The 14368-nt window shown below is 51.5% G+C and carries 17 protein-coding genes and 2 pseudogenes; 17 read left to right on the top strand and 2 right to left on the bottom strand.

Annotated elements, in window-relative coordinates; translation table 11 throughout:
* Positions 1–329: 329 nt before the first annotated feature.
* The 7 genes and pseudogenes from JMV15_RS10125 to JMV15_RS10100 all read left to right on the top strand — a co-directional run.
* Positions 330–800 carry a DUF3577 domain-containing protein gene (locus JMV15_RS10125; RefSeq protein WP_201491420.1) on the top strand — a complete coding sequence of 157 codons (471 nt, stop codon included), beginning with the start codon at positions 330–332 and terminating at the stop codon, positions 798–800.
* A 105-nt stretch (positions 801–905) separates the two neighbouring features.
* Positions 906–1400: a RadC family protein gene (gene radC, locus JMV15_RS10120; RefSeq protein ID WP_201491419.1), complete on the top strand. Its 495-nt coding sequence runs from the start codon at positions 906–908 to the stop codon at positions 1398–1400.
* Between the two features lie 155 nt (positions 1401–1555).
* Positions 1556–1750 (top strand): annotated as a pseudogene (locus JMV15_RS28320) (recombinase family protein); the annotation flags it as partial.
* Between the two features lie 239 nt (positions 1751–1989).
* Complete coding sequence (locus tag JMV15_RS10115) at positions 1990–2184, top strand: YodC family protein (protein WP_201491418.1); 195 nt, start codon at positions 1990–1992, stop codon at positions 2182–2184.
* Positions 2184–2450, top strand: a complete 267-nt coding sequence (locus JMV15_RS10110) for a DUF6953 family protein (RefSeq protein ID WP_201491417.1) — start codon at positions 2184–2186, stop codon at positions 2448–2450. The genes JMV15_RS10115 and JMV15_RS10110 overlap by 1 nt, the downstream gene beginning before the upstream one ends.
* 118 nt (positions 2451–2568) lie before the next feature.
* The gene (locus JMV15_RS10105; RefSeq protein WP_201491416.1) at positions 2569–3282 is read left to right on the top strand and encodes a hypothetical protein; all 714 of its coding nucleotides are present in this window, start codon (positions 2569–2571) and stop codon (positions 3280–3282) included.
* Positions 3283–3386: 104 nt separating this feature from the next.
* Positions 3387–3740: pseudogene (locus JMV15_RS10100) on the top strand (helix-turn-helix domain-containing protein); the annotation flags it as partial.
* Here the strand turns inward: JMV15_RS10100 and JMV15_RS10095 are convergent.
* Positions 3733–4614 carry an FRG domain-containing protein gene (locus tag JMV15_RS10095; RefSeq protein ID WP_201491415.1) on the bottom strand — a complete coding sequence of 294 codons (882 nt, stop codon included), beginning with the start codon at positions 4612–4614 and terminating at the stop codon, positions 3733–3735. The pseudogene JMV15_RS10100 and the gene JMV15_RS10095 sit on opposite strands and share 8 nt — an antisense overlap.
* Before the next feature lie 592 nt (positions 4615–5206).
* Between JMV15_RS10095 and JMV15_RS10090 the strand changes: the two genes are divergently transcribed.
* From JMV15_RS10090 to JMV15_RS28625, 3 genes are all read left to right on the top strand, one after another.
* Positions 5207–5581 (top strand): DUF1640 domain-containing protein, encoded by a 375-nt coding sequence (locus JMV15_RS10090; RefSeq protein ID WP_122734487.1) that lies wholly within the window; start codon positions 5207–5209, stop codon positions 5579–5581.
* Between the two features lie 162 nt (positions 5582–5743).
* Complete coding sequence (locus JMV15_RS28315; protein WP_235991939.1) at positions 5744–6382, top strand: hypothetical protein; 639 nt, start codon at positions 5744–5746, stop codon at positions 6380–6382.
* A 295-nt stretch (positions 6383–6677) separates the two neighbouring features.
* Positions 6678–6944, top strand: a complete 267-nt coding sequence (locus tag JMV15_RS28625; protein WP_328822003.1) for an HNH endonuclease — start codon at positions 6678–6680, stop codon at positions 6942–6944.
* 91 nt (positions 6945–7035) lie between these two features.
* On the opposite strand, the gene JMV15_RS10080 is transcribed toward JMV15_RS28625, so the two are convergent.
* Positions 7036–7881, bottom strand: coding sequence for a DNA/RNA non-specific endonuclease (locus tag JMV15_RS10080; protein WP_201491414.1), 846 nt, complete (start codon positions 7879–7881; stop codon positions 7036–7038).
* 247 nt (positions 7882–8128) lie between these two features.
* Here JMV15_RS10080 and pilL2 point away from each other — a divergent pair, with 247 nt between their 5' ends.
* The 7 genes from pilL2 (at position 8129) to JMV15_RS10045 (ending at position 14349) form a co-directional block, all read left to right on the top strand.
* Positions 8129–8704, top strand: coding sequence for a PFGI-1 class ICE element type IV pilus protein PilL2 (pilL2, locus tag JMV15_RS10075; protein WP_201491413.1), 576 nt, complete (start codon positions 8129–8131; stop codon positions 8702–8704).
* Entirely contained in the window at positions 8701–9369 is a 669-nt protein-coding gene (locus tag JMV15_RS10070) for a hypothetical protein (RefSeq protein ID WP_201491412.1), read from the top strand. The genes pilL2 and JMV15_RS10070 overlap by 4 nt, the downstream gene beginning before the upstream one ends.
* A 9-nt stretch (positions 9370–9378) precedes the next feature.
* Entirely contained in the window at positions 9379–10101 is a 723-nt protein-coding gene (locus JMV15_RS10065) for a TIGR03759 family integrating conjugative element protein (RefSeq protein ID WP_201491411.1), read from the top strand.
* Positions 10102–10130: 29 nt separating this feature from the next.
* Positions 10131–10646 carry a lysozyme family protein gene (locus JMV15_RS10060; RefSeq protein ID WP_408003967.1) on the top strand — a complete coding sequence of 172 codons (516 nt, stop codon included), beginning with the start codon at positions 10131–10133 and terminating at the stop codon, positions 10644–10646.
* Positions 10643–11158, top strand: a complete 516-nt coding sequence (locus JMV15_RS10055; RefSeq protein WP_201491409.1) for an integrating conjugative element protein — start codon at positions 10643–10645, stop codon at positions 11156–11158. Before JMV15_RS10060 ends, JMV15_RS10055 begins: the two co-directional genes overlap by 4 nt.
* 2 nt (positions 11159–11160) lie before the next feature.
* Positions 11161–13329 (top strand): type IV conjugative transfer system coupling protein TraD, encoded by a 2169-nt coding sequence (traD, locus tag JMV15_RS10050; RefSeq protein WP_201491408.1) that lies wholly within the window; start codon positions 11161–11163, stop codon positions 13327–13329.
* A gap of 270 nt (positions 13330–13599) precedes the next feature.
* On the top strand, positions 13600–14349 hold the full coding sequence (locus JMV15_RS10045) for a TIGR03747 family integrating conjugative element membrane protein (protein WP_201491407.1): 750 nt from the start codon (positions 13600–13602) through the stop codon (positions 14347–14349).
* The last annotated feature ends 19 nt before the right edge of the window (positions 14350–14368 follow it).

Here is a 14368-nt window from a genome sequence, read left to right as displayed (position 1 = left end):
TAGCGGTGCTATGTATCGAAGACGAGCGGCACGAGGATGATCTCTCCTACAACCTGTATCGACATCCACCACTATACATAGCCTACTGACATTCTCATCCTTCCCGTGTGCCTGCTGACGTTGTCGGCAACATGGTAAAGGCAGTTCTGATCGAGAAAACTGCAGCGCCCACAGTGTGCGTCGATCAACAAACGGCCGCTCCCGCATTCATTCTTATGCGGCCTAACGTCAGTGCTTTCGACGTTGAATGCTTACCACACCACCCAACGGGGAATCATCTTCCCCTGGGGCGAGTGATTTCTCGTTTTCGATGTAAAACGGAGAAACCCATGCCTCAACCGTTCACTAACGAAACCAAATATTTCGACCTGCACACACGCGGTATCGGCTATCTGTGTCGGGCTCGTGAGGTTCGCGTTCGAAAAGCTGAACCCTTTATGGCGGTCACCGTGGCTGCGCTGCACGGTGCCACCCATGACGCGGAATACACCTATATCGATTGTCGGGTAACTGGCGCTGAAGCGGATATGCTGATTCGTCACTGCAAGGAAGAAATTAACTCGGGCGACAAAGTCCTGGTGGGTTTCACGATAGGTGATATTTGGATATCACCTTTTACTTACCAAACAGGGGATAAAAAAGGTCAGCCAGGCGCGAGCCTCAAAGGCCGGTTGCTTTACATCTCCATGCTCAGAATCAACGGCAAAACTGTGTTCAGGGCTCCGCCCAAGGAAACCACACAGAAAGCCTCCTCCGACATTGTCATGGACCGCTCAGCGCCTGCTGAAAGCGAAGACTGATCGACCACCTATCTAAGGCGCCTTCACAGGCGCCCACACCTAACTCTGGGGGAACACGATTCCCTCTGGGAACGCGAACCTCCGTGACTTATTAACGAGGTTTTGATGAGTGTTTCCAACACCCAAGTCGGGCAGACTGTTTTACCGATCCAATGCCGTGAGGATGAGGACCTGGTGATCAACACCGCTTTAGAGGTGCTCGATCGGCGGCTGTTTACTCGAGGGCCCAAGCTTGAAAAGCCTCAGGAAGTAGCGGACTACCTGAAGCTACAAATCGCAAAAATGGAGCATGAGGTCTTTGCTGCCATTTACTTGGACAGCTTGCACAGACCCATCAAATTTGAGGTGCTCTTTCACGGAACCATCAATGCAGCCGTTATCTATCCGAGGCAAATAGCCAAACGGGCAATAGCTATGAACGCAGCGGCTATCATCGTTGCTCATAATCATCCTTCTGGATGCACCAACCCTAGCCAGGCAGATCGCGGGCTCACCAAGCATTTGAAAGAGTCACTAGAACTCATGGACATACGACTACTCGATCATTTCATCATCGGAGAAGGCACACCATTTTCTTTTGCTGAATGCGGTTGGCTCTAACCTTGATCAAGACGCCCTCCGGGGCGTCGGCTTCTCCCTCATGCCTGGACGTTAATAGACATTACTTAGGAATCTCACTTTATCGACGGGTGCAACTCAGGCAGCCCTAACTGATTGAGGAATCCGTCAAGTTCATACGTGCGTGACGCCTAACTTCCGCCGAAGAACAAGGCGCCGGCCGCGCCCGTGCCTCGCTCGAGCAATTCGCCAGCGATCACAACAAAGTCATTGCGGGCGTATACCTAGAGAAGGCCAGCGGCTCCACCGCCGACTGACCTGAGCTGCTGCGCCTGCTCAGGATGCCCGCAAGAGGGGGCGTGTTGCTGGTGGAGTCGATAGATCGCCTCTCATAGACATAGGGGCTCCTGCAAATTTTTTCAGAGTATTTAGCTCATCTCCAGATTAAAATTCTACAAAAACTTTAAAATTCAGTAAGTTATCGAGCTGCGTGACATTTTGGTCTCACCCAAGTGCTTTCAACAGTTTGTACCTTGCACGGACTCGCAAGCTTTGTCGCTTGAATACAAATAGCCATTACATGTACTTTCGCTCAAGGGAATTACCCCTCAAATAGAAAGGGTTCAGAGCCATGGCTGAAGGGAATGAATTTGCTACTGGAGACTTTGTAAAGCTGAAGTCGGGTGGCCCAGTGATGACAGTGAAGGGATATCGAAAGATTAGCGATGCATTCATTTGCCAATGGTTCGCAGGAAAGAAGCTTGAGCAGGGAGAGTTTTTTCCAGATAGCTTGGAAGCTACAACAGTAGACGAAAAGGTGAATTGATGGACGCCGACTCGATTGCGGTTTGGATGCTAGCTAAGATTCACAATGAAGCGTGCATCTACCAAGACGATGTCGTAGATCACCTGGTGAAAGCAAAGCGTGAAGATTTGCTAACCGAAAACGCCGATGGTAATCAGGTCATCAGCAAAGGGGTGCTCGCTGCTTTCCGCAAGCTGACTCTAGATACTGTGGTCTGGATTAAGCCAGATCGATACTGGCGCTTCAGGGTTGCTGAAGATGAGCCGGGGCGAGATGCAAGGGGCTGAGCTGACGCGGCAAGACAGATTCCAATTATAATCATGTTTAAATACGTCGGGCCTCTCGGCCCGGCATACCTGTCTCAGAAGGCTGAATAAGCCAACAACAAATATTAAGACTGTTGAAATGACTCGAAGACGCAAAAAAAACACCCTACTTCCTACTCCACAGCGCCAATCACAATCAGAGGAGCTGACAGCCATTCAACATCCGAAAGAAAAAAATAAAATTGAGAGCTCGCAAGAAAAGTACACCTTATACGTCGCGCTCTTCGCGCTCATACTTTCGGTAGTCAGCACTATAGCCTCATGGAAAACATACAAGATAAGTGCAACCCAAAGTCTGCAGGAAAAACTACTAGTCCTCAAAGGTGTTTTTGATAAAAATGACAATACACATATCGCCGTAAAAACGATATCGGAAAAAAACTTTTTCCTTGAAGGAGAGGCATTTTTTCCTTCCTCAATAATTAAATCACCCTCACCCATTGAAGCTGACGGACAAATTTTATATATGGGAGATATGCTGCTTACACTAGAAAATATGCTACTAGAAAAACACAAACCCTTAGACGGTAACATCCAATTCACAAGAATCAACATACCTGTCGTAATCAAATCTCGATACGTCACGAAAGGACTCCAATATACTGACTTCTCATTATATTTTTTAAAAGCAACGGCACTGATCAAGCCTCTACCTGAAACAAATGTAAAAATAACCTTCATAAGTTTAAGTTTTGTCGGCAGAATGAATCCAGAAGACGACCCACAAAACTATATAGATCAGTTGTATGAAGCGGGAGGAATTACAATAAACCCACCGACCCCAACCACATAACACCTCACGCACAATCATCGCAAAATATCAATATTAATATGCAAACTAAAAATAATACCGGACAGGATTTTGTGAGCTCTGTACAGTATGTATACAGCACCCTGCTAAACCTACGTGGCCTACGTATCGTCGCGTTAGACCTTCCGACCAGCCACTAGGGAGTGCAGGACACTAAGGGGGACGAGTTCACCGGTCGAATGCTGTGCGCCATCAACTCGATGCTAGTGGAAATGATGGCCGCTATTCCCCGCAAAGATTACGACCAGCGCCGCGATAGGCAAGCGCAGGGTATTGAGAAGGCCAAGGCCACCGGTAAGTACCAAGGGCGACCGGTCGATGAGGATTTGCACAAACGCATCATTGAATTGCTCGGCGCTGGTCTGGGGATTCGTGCAACAGCACGGCACGCCAAATGCTCAACAACTACCGTCCTAAGAGTGAAAAGTCTTGCTACTTAATATCAAAAGTCTCAAGCACTGTGTAAGCCGCGAAACTGTTGATGTCGTCTAGCACCGCTCTGCCTGCGCCATCTGCAGTTGGATATACATTCGCACCATTGAACCCTGCAATACTACAGAGGCGCAAAAGCTCAGGAGCTTGATTTACAGGCAGGGTCATCTTAATGAATGGATTGTAGTCAACATCCCGGAGATGCTCGTCGAGCCCGCGAATCGGATAAAACCTAAGCTCCGGTCCCACGGAAGGATGCACAGTGAACAAGCCTCCCTGAGCAGCTAAATGAGGGCTGGTGGATCCTGGCGAGTAATGCAGCACAATATCCGGATGTATATCCAGCGAAAGCCTGTCCAGTGCCCAAATAATAAGTTTCGATTCGGGAGTCCATCGGTCAAATCGATTGAGTGCAGAGCTGGCGGCAAAATATGCAGCTGTGTATGCCTTAGTTGTCCAATCGAGAAGCCGCGTGGGAACACCGTGGTGCTGTGCCATCGCAATCAGATTTAATGCAGCCGGGAGAGGCCATAGCGACGGGTGTTTGTCAAAGCTGAAGCCTCTCTTCGCATCAAGCGAGGCCCTAAGCTCAGAAGAGTCATGCGGGATGGGCAGTCCGACAGCGTCGCAATGTTTCACGAACCTCTTGAGAATTACACGCTCGTGGAAAACCATATCTCCAGCGTGAACCATTTGGTCCTGGAAAATGGGCAGGCGGTTGGTGCATCTAAGAAGAGTCGGCAAAAGCGGCAAGGTCGAATCACCCTGTCCCCTGTAAACAAAATTTTCCAAACCGCCGCGGAACTGATTCGTTGGCGACAAAGCCAACCAGAGCTGTTCAGCGGTTTCGTACGTGAACTCTTCTGGGTCCTTCAGAGCCATTTTCAGCATCCTCGCTAGGAATCCGTTTCGTTGTTAGCATCATCCACTGCACAAGAGCCAATTCGGCGTAAAAAAGCTCCACTAGGTCATCCTACGGAGGGCTTTCTACTGCCTGAGAGCACTCCTTATGCACCCGCCCTGCACCCATGCATGGCGCTAGTTCGAAGAAACAAGAAATCTCTGGAGGCCTTGTATTATATGGTGTCCCAGGGCCGATTCAAACGGCCAACTTTCCCTGAAGAAAGGGCAAAAACATACGGGGATCGCTCCATGAGATTAAAAGGACATGACATTTGACGCAAGCAGTCACGCCATACGCCCCCTACAAGACTCTAGGAAATGTCTGACTGGATCATCACAACGTTTAAGTCGACTATTTGAGCTGGATCGCTGTCGTCGACAGCACCAACCTAGGTGACCTTGGTCCTGAAGGTCACGACGCTAACCGCGTTGATCAGCTGCAGTTCGCAAAGCATTCGGTAGCGCGAACAGTCGTCGACATTCTCGCCGACCGAATGCACCAACCCTCACTGTGACGGGAACCTGCCGTCAGGTGGGGTCTCTACGTCACTTGCCAATCGCAGGAGACATGATGAAACTATCGCTTGCCTTATATGACGCTCTGACATCCATCAGTGTGCCAAATAACAAAGCTAAAGCTGTTGTAGACGCATGGGAGGACGATGTGAAAGATTTCGCTTCAATATCCGACTTAGAGCGTACCGAGTCGCACCTTCAGGGTTCGATCACTGCATTACGCACTGACCTCACCGCCTTGATTAAGGAGCAAGGTGCAGATTTGCGAACACTGGTCGAACGCCAAGCCAGTCAATTTCAAAGCTCAGTGTCAAAACTAGAATCAAACATAACGGTGCTTCGTTGGCAATTCTGGCTCCTGGTTCTTTGTTTTGGCTTCCCCATTTTGAAGAGCCTTTACGAGGTTTACGGGAAAGTCGTCACTCCTTGATCTATCGCGACACCTCCAGCCATCGGTAACCAACCTGTGGCCTATTAGCTTTAAGACATCGGCCATGTCCGTGTCCTGATTCATACCTATTCAGCCCATGCGGGGAACACTCCCCGTACGGGCGGCGTGTCTCTCCGTTTTGGGCTTTTTTCGGAGAGACACATGAAAATCGAAAACCTCACCTCGTTGCAAACCCAACTGTTCAAACTGCCAGTCGTCTTCACAGAGTGCGCTTGGTATGAAGCTGTCTACCTAGAGCAACCAGCGAGCTTCAGAGACTTGGGCAGCCGCTTAGGCGACACCCTCGAAGCTGCCTACACCTGCCTCTTCTACAGAACCGAAAAAGTAGACGCGGTTGAGCCTTTCTACGATTTCGGCCTGTACCGCTTTCTTCCAAACCGTGATCGAGTTGATCGTCATTGGTTGGAGCTTCGGCTGATCGTCGAGCATGAACAGGACGCACCTACCACGCTACGCATCATGCTCAGACGTGAAAGCTGCTCTGCCGGTCTAAAGGCTCCAGACGTCTTTTTTGAGCCAGGTGCCCTCATGATGACCCATGGGGTCCACACACTAATCGAACAGGGACATTTGAACGTCCATTCATACCTCAATCGCCACCTGGCGGGTGATTGGGGTGAGATATGCGACGAAGACAAGCTGAGCAACCAACAAGCGCTTCAATACGGCGAGCGTCTGTTCTCGGCATACGAAATTGAAGCAGCAGACGAAAAAAAGCTTTGGATCATCACTGAACGGGACAGAAGCGTCACCACACTGCTTTTACCTAGCGAATATTGATCGTGACACACCATGCTTGATGCATGACCAATCAACCGTCTAAGTGGCCTGCATGGCTCTTAGACGGCTCATTTCACCTCTCTCTGATGCCCGCTCCTGGGCCCCAAATTGCCTCAAGGATGCACGGCAGAACCAAGTTATAGGTTGCTGATTTTTTAGCACGCCGCTGCCGCGAGGTTTGGAGTGAAAAGTTTATCTGACAGTCAGGAAGCTACCGGTGTGCACCCTTCTCGCTAAATCTCGCTCTTATGCTTATTACCGGCAAGAAGGCCGCTGTTTCTACTGCGACTATCCGATGTGGGTCAATTCCGCACTGCGGTACGCCAAGTTTTATGGATGTACCATCACACAGGCTCAGCACATGAAATGCACGGCAGAGCACCTGCTGGCTAAGCAAGATGGTGGTAAAGATCATGGTTGGAATATCTCGGCCGCTTGCAAGCTTTGCAATCAGCGCCGACACAGACGAAATGATCACCTCTCCCCGAATGCCTATCGAGAGCTGGTCCAGCGGAAGCTGAAAAAAGGCACATGGCATTCGTTTCAGATTGATGGAGTTTAGCGCTACCGATTGCATGCACATCAGCTATTCACGACCAAGGAAGTGAAAAGGCTGACAAAGGTCTTCAGCCCTTTCGCTACCCACTCAATGACTACTTACATCCAAGGCGACTGTGCAATTGGCCCTGCTTAGACTTCAGAGCATCCTGTACAGGCTGTGGCAAACCCTGCCAGAACGTTAGGCCTGAACGCTCCTCGATCTCCGCAACTGTTACTTGAAAAGCACAAAAACTGGCGCTTCGTGGTGTGTTTTGGTTCATCACGAACGATGCGTACAGCCCGTTTTCAGGTGAGGTGCCCACGAAAATGATCTTCCAGTATCCGCTCGGAATGGTGTGAGTCTTGTTCGTTCCTGGAAGCGTCCCAATGAACTTCTCATAAAGGGGACCGGTAGCGACATAGACTTGGTCAATAGTTGGATCCTTGCTGAGATTCCGTTCCTGATCCTCCAGACGAGCCCAGGGACCTTGGTTGAGTTCTGATTTCTGAGGCGTGATGTTTGAAAGATAATTGAGGGTTTGCCAGTCGGGAACACCGCCCATGGAGGCGAGGTTTGCCTGATGCCCGCGGTCAATCTTGAGGGCAACGTTCGCACCGTTATAGTCCACGGGGTCAAGCGTTTCCCCCGCAGGAATATCCGGATCAGTCCTCCAGTTACGAGGGCGTCCACTTGCCGGCGAGGCCTTTGTAATTTTGTACGACACCCAATTGGCAAACTTGGTCGAGCCATTGTTGTTAAGCGTGTAAGCCTGTCGGATCAACGTCACAGGGCTGCCGCCTGATGGGCAGCCCACTGAGCAATTATCAAAAGACCCAACTTGCTCTGACTGTAACCGCGGACCGACCTCAAATTCACGTGCTCGATCGGGTGTCGTACAAGCGGCAATGAGTGGAATGAGCAAGACACACAGATGCTTTAACTTGCTTCGTCCTTGCATGGTGTTACCCCTTTGATAAGCAAGTGAGGACAATAAGTGGCAAATCAGTAGCTTCGGTTCCGGAGCGGATCTGCACGCACCATAGATGAACGTTTCAAGCTGAAAGCTGTGACGACACTAAGGGGTTTGAGTGAGTCGACTTCCAGGCTAACGCAATATCTAAACCGCCAATCTCAATATCAGTTTTCGTGCAGCGTTCAGTGACTCGGTTTGCCACCTTGTCTCTTTCGCTCACGAGGACACCGGCATGCATTGCCTGCTGAACCGGCCAATGAAAGCCATAATTGCACCGATGTTCGCAGCCTTCTTAACCGGATGCGTGACATCCGATGTTTCTGCAAAGAAGGCTTCTGAAACCGAAGAGGTTGTAGCCGTTGCCAATGTAGTCAATCCAAAGCTGCACCAACGGGATGAGGCAGCGGCGATTCGCTATGGCCGTTACACCCTCGTATCTACTTCCCCGAAAGCCGATCAAATAGACCTGCTGAGCCAGATTGTCGACATACGAATCCCCGCGAATCTTTCCCCAACGGTCAAAGAGGCAATGGACTATGTACTCCGGCACTCTGGTTACCGCCTTTGCCCCGGGGATGAAGAGGTTCAACAGCTCTACGCCCACCCTCTACCTGCTTCGCATAACCACCTAGGACCAATCTCTCTACGCGATGCGCTCATCACGCTAGCAGGTTATGCGTGGCAGCTAGAGACCAATGAACGGTCGAGAACCGTCTGCTTTAAGGCACATACGGATACAGGCATCGAGCCTGGGCCATTAATGATCCGACCAGCAACGACTTTGCAGTCTGCCAGAGGTGACCAATGATACGTATCGCAGTCTTGAGTTCTGTCCAAAACGGAGCACTGATACTGCTCGCCTGTACCTCGCTGTACCTGGCACTGCAGCTTTCGACACTTAACTCTGAGATGCAGCAATACCCTTCTAACGAACAGTTAACTAGCCTCCAGGAAGACATCGATAGGGTTGACTCATTGGTTGATGACTTGAAGAAAATGAGTCTCGCAACCTCAGCCGATCAACAGGCGAGCAATCGCGAAATACGCCTCGAGCTGGAGGAGCTAGGTCAAACCTTGCGGCAGCCCCCTGACATTGAAGTACTGCAACTCGAACTGGCTGAGCTTGCTGCAGACATGAAGAGTATGCAGGCGCAAATACTGACGTTGAAAACCGCTATCGAGGCGCGTCCAGCACCCACCGTTCGGCCCGGCGTTATCAGCCAATCCCCTGCCCCTCTTAGAAAAAAAAACACTACTGGAGATACTTCACCCCCCTTCCAAATCTTGGGTGTTGAATCTCGTGGTAACGAGCTTTTTCTAGCCGTCTCACCTATGGACCTATCCCATCTAGCCAACGTTGAATTGCTTCGTCCCAGCCACTCGTTCATGGGCTGGAGAGTTAAAACGCTAGCATTGGCGGAGGCTCAATTTAGGCGTCCTGATGGCAAGTTTTTCACTGCTCAGATCAGGTAGACGTGAACGATGAGATCAACTTCGCTAGGCCTATTTATTTGCCTGTGCCTTGTTCACTACGTTCGTGCACATGCCCAGGAGCGACCGTCAGTTGCCAAACACAGCGCTGATGAGCTTTCGCTCATTGCTCCACTCGAACAGTCGAAAGCTCAAGCATGGAACCTTAAAGCGGAAGAGTGGCGCCGTTACCGGCACCTGATGGAAGGGCCATTGGGTACCTATTCGCCTGGGATAGACCCCCTTACAGCACTGGGCATCGAGGCCCGTGATAGCGAAGAGCAAAAGCGCTACACCGAGATGCAGGCACATGCAGAGTACAGCCGTGTAACCAAATTGCTTGCTTATCAAAACGCCTATAACGACGCCTTCACTCGACTCTACCCAAACCTGTTGATAGCAAATCTTCTTGGCTCTAACACCCCTACGCTGGCATCCCCTGCCGTCACTACTACCAGGTTGGCCGTATTCGTTTCGCTTCAATGCGAGGGATGTATTGAGAGGGTTCAACGCCTCCAAATTGCAGGCCATCAATTCGATCTCTATGTGCTTGGCACTGGCAACAACGATGAAGTGATCCGCGGCTGGGCCAACAGTGCTGGGATTGATTCACAGAAGGTTCGGAGTCGCGACATTACGTTGAACCATGACGCCGGCCGCTGGCTTCGCATCGGTGATAAGGGCAGCTTTCCTGCGCTCATGCGCCAGGTGAATGGACAATGGCAGCGGCACTAGCCCTAAGCAGATGGCTTCTGAGCGGCTGCATGGGGCTCACCAGCGCGATCGCATCCGAACTCCCTCCTCTCGCTTACCACCTCGCGACACGCGGCACTGGCGTTCCAGCAGAAGTGCTCTATGCAATTGCCCTGCAGGAAAGCGGCACGCTTATACGGGGTGTATTTATCCCCTGGCCGTGGACCTTGAATGTCGCTGGCAAACCTTACCGCTTTGCCTATAGGGATAGCGCGTGCGATGCACTTTTATTAGCCATCTATGAAGTGGGCGCGAAATCGGTAGATGCGGGATTGGGCCAAATCAATATTGGTTGGAACGGTGAGTATTTTACTCATCCCTGTGAAGCATTAGACCCGTACCGGAATCTGGCAGTAGCGAGCGCGCTGCTTCAACAACGCAAAACCACTGACAACAACTGGGTCGTCGCAGCCGGCCGCTACCATCGCCCGGCCGGTGGAGCGGCCGCTGCCCGCTATCGCGCATCGTTTTCCAGACATCTCTCTCGAATCACCCAACCACCACTTCAAGGAATGAAGGCACCATGAAAGCCAACCTCATAATCGGAACACTCTCGCTCCTACTTTCGACTGTCACCTGCGCAAAACACACCGTGGTTGAGGACCTGAGAGATACCTCGAGACGCGATTACTACCGCACGTTGAATTTCTCCAACGACTCCCCCGCCCTACACACCATGTCACTTCCAACTATTCGGACGGAACCTTACAGCGAAGCCGACATGCTGCCCGTGGTATCTGAGCGTTTGACGCCAGGTAAAGTGCTGTACCGCGCCACAAATACTCCTGGGTTAGCGCCGTTTTTTCTGATTGGTGACGACGAGCTTTCCCGAAGCTGGCTGAGAGCACGGTCGTCATTCCTTCGCGAAATGGGTGCCGTTGGACTGGTAGTCAACGTTCAACGCCTGGAAGCGCTGACACTGCTTCGGGCTATAGGCTCGGGACTTGAGATGGTGCCTGCGTCAGCAGACGAGCTCGCCTCGGTGCTAAATATTCAACACTACCCTCTGCTGATCACTGCAACAGGCATGGAACAATAACCATGGCCCAATCACACACCATTGAAGCTTTGCTGCGCCCTGCAGTTGAGCTCTACACCGTGGCGGTGTGCGTCGTTGGGGCGTACCTCAGTGTATTTGCGCCATGGTCATTGGCGCTTACTCCGGAGTTCGGAATAGCCGCTGCCCTTTTTTTCCTTGGTCTGGGCGGCATCCGCCTGCGCGAAGCATTGGTTGTGTTGCGCTATCGCCGCAATATCCGGCGCCTGCCCCGCTATGTCATGACCAGCAAGAACGTTCCTGTCAGCAACCGACGTCTGTTCATTGGCATCGGGTTCAAGTGGGAGCAACGACATACCCAACGACTGATGCAAACCTATAGGCCCGAGTTTCGGCGCTATGTCGACCCCACCGCTCTCTTCCAGACTGCACGACGCATCGAGGAGCGCATGGAATATGCACGATTCCCGCTGAGCGTTATTCCGAAACTCACCTCTTGGGACAGCCCACTTAACCCTGTCCGCCCTCTTCCTCCTGTAGGCGGCTCTGCACGTTTACACGGTGTTGAGCCCAATGAAGTCGAGGTCTCACTTCTCTTGGGAGAGCGCGTGGGCCATAGCCTGATTTTGGGGGCTACCAGGGTAGGAAAGACCCGTCTGGCAGAGCTGTTCATCACGCAGGATATACGGCGTACAAAATGGGTTGATGGGCTCCAGGAGTTCGAACCGGTAATTGTGTTCGATCCTAAGGATGACGCGGAACTGCTGAAACGCATGTACATAGAAGCCAAACGCGTAGGGCGCGATGGCGAGTTTTACATCTTTCATTTGGGCAGACCGGAGCTTTCCTCTCGGTACAACGCAATCGGTCGTTTCGGCAGGATTTCAGAGGTTGCCAGTAGGATTTCTGGACAGCTTTCAGGTGAAGGCAATAGCGCCGCATTCCGCGAGTTCGCCTGGCGATTCGTGAACATCATTGCGCGTGCTCTGGTTGAGCTTGGAGTGCGTCCTGACTACATCAAAATCCAGCAGCACGTGATCAATATCGATGCGCTATTCGTCGAGTACAGCGGCTATTACTTTGCCAAGCATGACACCAAAGCTTGGGAGTCAATCGTGAACATCGAAGGCACCCTCAACGAAAAGAATACGCCTTTCAATATGCGTGGCCGCCAAAAGCGCGTAGTCGCGATTGATCATTACCTATCTAAAACTCGCGTAGCTGATCCAGTGATGGATGGACTGCGATCGGCAGTCAGGTATGACAAGACCTACTTCGACAAGATCGTCGCGTCATTGCTGCCCCTCTTAGAAAAGCTGACCACCGGCCGTATGGCAGAACTGCTTTCACCCGACTACACAGATTTGAATGACCCGCGCCCAATCTTCGACTGGATACAGATCATCCGCAAGCGAGCCATCGTATACGTCGGCTTGGATGCCTTGTCGGATCCTGAGGTGGCTGCAGCAGTCGGGAACTCGATGTTTTCAGACCTTGTGTCTGTGGCTGGCCACATCTACAAATTTGGCATTGATGACGGGCTGCCTGGCGCCTCGAATGAACAAAAAATCCCGATCAACCTGCATGCCGACGAATTCAACGAATTGATGGGTGATGAGTTCATCCCGATGGTAAACAAAGGAGGCGGCGCCGGCATTCGGGTCAGTGCTTACACCCAAACCCTCAGCGACATCGAGGCTAAGGTTGGTAACCGTGCCAAAGCAGGTCAAGTAGTTGGCAACTTCAACAACCTGTTCATGCTTAGAGTACGCGAAACGGCGACGGCCGAGCTGCTGACCAAGCAGCTCCCCAAGGTTGATGTGTACTCAACAACACTCGTGAGCGGCGCTACTGACAGCTCAGACCCATCAGGTAACACTGACTTTACCAGCAACACTCAGGACCGAGTGAGCTCAACAAGCGTCCCACTCATTGAGCCGGCACATATCGTCAGCCTGCCCAAAGGCCAAGCATTTGCGCTGATTGAGGGTGGGAATCTCTGGAAGGTTCGAATGCCCCTACCTGCACCTGATTCGGATGAATTAATGCCAAAGGATCTTCAGACACTTGTTGAAGCGATGCGCAATAGCTACGTCGACAGTGGCGGCGAATGGTGGACCAATAGCAGCACCCGGCCGCTGGATGAATCAATACCAAACGAACTGCTTAAAGACTTTGTTGAGCCATACGTCACAAGGAACGCTGAACCATGAGAGGGCCAACACGCACAATGTTGCGCTTCATCAACCTGCGAGCAATGGCACCTACGATCAGGGAGATTTCGGGGGAACTACAGCATCTGCTGACCTACGCCAGGTTGGGCATTTACGACGGCCATGTACTTTTCGATCACCTACGAGATGAGGGTCTCAAACCGAACTGGATCAATCCCAGCAACATCCACATAGAGGATCCTGTCGCAGGCCCCCTCCTCGTCTGCTTTGAACACTGCCACATGACCATTCACTGAGCGGGACGAGCTAATGGCAAGCACATCGGATACCGCCAAAAATCAACAGCAGTACCGCCGACAGGGCTGGATCAGCAAAGCGGTAGGCATGCCATTCACCCTGCTTGGAATCCTTTTAGTTTCACTGACTTTCAGCATCGTGACGGAGTGGATTGGATTGTATTTTTTTTGGGAGCAAGATGGCTGGCACCACTCTAGGGGCATGCTCAATAGCGAACTGGAATGGCTGTCCACGTCATTCAAGCAGAGCGTACTGATCCACGACCCAAACCTCGCGGCCCGCAAGATTATTGGCGCTGCTTACGAATGGTGCTTTGAAAAAACCGGCATCATCGACTGGATCACATACTCATCAGAACAGGCCAGGCAGAATAGTGCCAGTGATGGTGGGTTGCAGTACTACATTGGCGTCGCCTATGTACAGGTCGAGAATTACGGGCTGGCTGCCGTCTACGCAACGCTCACATTTCTGGCAAGGCTGCTGATTTTGACGCTGACCCTACCGCTATTCTTGATGGCAGGATTCACTGGGCTGGTGGATGGCTTGGTGCGTCGCGACCTTCGTAGGTTCGGTGCTGGCCGCGAATCTGGTTTCATATACCATCGTGCCAAAATGATGATGCTTCCGTTGCTAGTCTTGCCTTGGATCATCTATCCAGCGATTCCCGTAACAATCAGCCCCCTCGTCGTCCTACTTCCGAGCGCAACAGCGCTCGGACTAATGGTTAGCGTTTCAGCTGGCAGCTTCAAAAAATACCTTTAAACCAAAATTTCGCTACCAA

The organism is Pseudomonas paracarnis, assembly GCF_904063055.1.
Lineage (GTDB): Bacteria > Pseudomonadota > Gammaproteobacteria > Pseudomonadales > Pseudomonadaceae > Aquipseudomonas > Aquipseudomonas paracarnis.
Note: the sequence above shows the minus strand (reverse complement) of the source record. Positions and strands in the feature narration are given on the sequence as shown.

Bases quoted from the DNA above. Each gene is read 5' to 3' on its own strand.
- JMV15_RS10110 (WP_201491417.1), top strand. From the start codon at position 2,184: ATGGACGCCGACTCGATTGCGGTTTGGATGCTAGCTAAGATTCACAAT.
- JMV15_RS10070 (WP_201491412.1), top strand. From the start codon at position 8,701: ATGATACGTATCGCAGTCTTGAGTTCTGTCCAAAACGGAGCACTGATA.
- JMV15_RS10125 (WP_201491420.1), top strand. From the start codon at position 330: ATGCCTCAACCGTTCACTAACGAAACCAAATATTTCGACCTGCACACA.
- traD (WP_201491408.1), top strand. From the start codon at position 11,161: ATGGCCCAATCACACACCATTGAAGCTTTGCTGCGCCCTGCAGTTGAG.
- JMV15_RS10045 (WP_201491407.1), top strand. From the start codon at position 13,600: ATGGCAAGCACATCGGATACCGCCAAAAATCAACAGCAGTACCGCCGA.
- JMV15_RS10090 (WP_122734487.1), top strand. From the start codon at position 5,207: ATGAAACTATCGCTTGCCTTATATGACGCTCTGACATCCATCAGTGTG.
- JMV15_RS10105 (WP_201491416.1), top strand. From the start codon at position 2,569: ATGACTCGAAGACGCAAAAAAAACACCCTACTTCCTACTCCACAGCGC.
- JMV15_RS28625 (WP_328822003.1), top strand. From the start codon at position 6,678: ATGTGGGTCAATTCCGCACTGCGGTACGCCAAGTTTTATGGATGTACC.
- JMV15_RS10080 (WP_201491414.1), bottom strand. From the start codon at position 7,881: ATGCAAGGACGAAGCAAGTTAAAGCATCTGTGTGTCTTGCTCATTCCA.
- JMV15_RS10055 (WP_201491409.1), top strand. From the start codon at position 10,643: ATGAAAGCCAACCTCATAATCGGAACACTCTCGCTCCTACTTTCGACT.
- JMV15_RS10115 (WP_201491418.1), top strand. From the start codon at position 1,990: ATGGCTGAAGGGAATGAATTTGCTACTGGAGACTTTGTAAAGCTGAAG.
- JMV15_RS10095 (WP_201491415.1), bottom strand. From the start codon at position 4,614: ATGGCTCTGAAGGACCCAGAAGAGTTCACGTACGAAACCGCTGAACAG.
- JMV15_RS28315 (WP_235991939.1), top strand. From the start codon at position 5,744: ATGAAAATCGAAAACCTCACCTCGTTGCAAACCCAACTGTTCAAACTG.
- JMV15_RS10060 (WP_408003967.1), top strand. From the start codon at position 10,131: ATGGGGCTCACCAGCGCGATCGCATCCGAACTCCCTCCTCTCGCTTAC.
- radC (WP_201491419.1), top strand. From the start codon at position 906: ATGAGTGTTTCCAACACCCAAGTCGGGCAGACTGTTTTACCGATCCAA.
- JMV15_RS10065 (WP_201491411.1), top strand. From the start codon at position 9,379: ATGAGATCAACTTCGCTAGGCCTATTTATTTGCCTGTGCCTTGTTCAC.
- pilL2 (WP_201491413.1), top strand. From the start codon at position 8,129: ATGCATTGCCTGCTGAACCGGCCAATGAAAGCCATAATTGCACCGATG.